This is a genomic window from Carboxylicivirga marina (assembly GCF_016612505.1).
Lineage (GTDB): Bacteria > Bacteroidota > Bacteroidia > Bacteroidales > Marinilabiliaceae > Carboxylicivirga > Carboxylicivirga marina.
The window spans coordinates 1-1432 of sequence record NZ_JAENRR010000142.1 but is presented as its reverse complement, the minus strand read 5'-3'; the positions used below and the strand labels follow the sequence as shown (position 1 = coordinate 1432).

At 35.8% G+C, this 1432-nt stretch carries 1 protein-coding gene; it reads left to right on the top strand.

Translation table 11 applies throughout. The annotated features are described in order from the left end of the window. Window positions 1–138: 138 nt before the first annotated feature. Window positions 139–1432 (top strand): transaldolase family protein (locus tag JIV24_RS22115; RefSeq protein ID WP_200467261.1); only part of this gene is annotated, 1294 nt, incomplete at its 3' end.

Sequence of the window (1432 nt, the reverse complement as noted above, 5' to 3'; positions counted from 1 at the left end):
ACTTAGCATTCCCTGCAAACCCTTGTTAACTAAGAAATCCATGAGATAGGCATCTGTATTATGGGGTAACTCCAAATGTGCATGCTCTTGAATTACATCAATACTTAGTTTAATTTTATATGACTCAATCCTTCAGCTATGAAAAATCAATTATCTGCACAGTTTCTAAACGATATTGTCAATAGATTTGACATTACAAAGCATCGTCCAGTATCCGGCAAAATATGGCGTCATTTTTTATCATCGGGCAGTAACTTGTGGATGGATACTGGTGATATTTCTAAAGCCACTAAGCTGTGGAGTGAGGAATTTTCGGCTCTGACCACAAATAATACACTTTTAAATGCAGAAGTTCAAAAAGGCACATATGATGAGGTTGTAGAACTAATTAGTCGGCAACTCGGCGTCATTTCTGATGAAGAGAAAGTTACAGAAATAGGATTTTATATTAATGTTATTCATGGTTTGCGCTTATCACGTACTTTTAATTGTATGGTTAGTGTTGAAGTTCACACAAAACTGGCTAACGATGTCAATGGAACGTATCAAATTGGTAAACGCCTTCATGCGTTTTCACCTGGCCATTTTATTATTAAAGTGCCATTTACGGCGGCAGGGTTAATTGCAGCTCGTCGATTGCATAATGAAGGAATACCGGTTAATATGACTTTATGTTTTAGTACCCGCCAAAATGTGCTCGCCAGTATGATTGCCAAACCGTCATTCTCAAATGTTTTTGTAGGAAGAGTAGGTGCTTATTTTTCAAATAATGGTATTAAAAGGCTCGATGGGATTGGTGAAAAGGTGAACTTTGAAACACAAAAATGTCTTCGGAAAGTGAGTGAAAGAGGGTATGCTAATACAAAATTAATTGCAGCCAGCATTAGGGGAGTTAAGCAATTAACTGCACTTGTTGGTACCGATGTAATGACCATTCCAACAAATGTGATTGAAGATGTTTTGCAGAATAAGGATTTGCATCTTGCGAAAGAACAGAAGATAGCGAGTATGTCGAATGTGAGTAATGACTTAATTCGACAATTTAATTTATTTCACTTGTGGCAGGTTAATGAACAAGAAAAAGAAGTTGCAATTAAATTGGCTGATAAGCTACCTTCGAATGAGTCTGATATTGTTAATTTACTCAATCAATATGGATGTCATGATATTTTTCCTGAATTGACTGCTTTAGAATTGAAGCAACTATCAAATGATGGCAAAATACCTGTTCATAACCAATGGAGCGGGAAAATTGAAAATTCAGAAGTTGGCATTGATACTTTGCTTAATCTGGCAGGCTTATACGCATTTAGAAAAGATCAGGAGGCACTTGATGAGCGTATCAAACAATTATTGAAACCTTTGCAAGGTAAGAACATCATTAAGTCTCAGATTAATAGTTATTTAAGTTGGTTTTTCTTTAGAGTTTTAT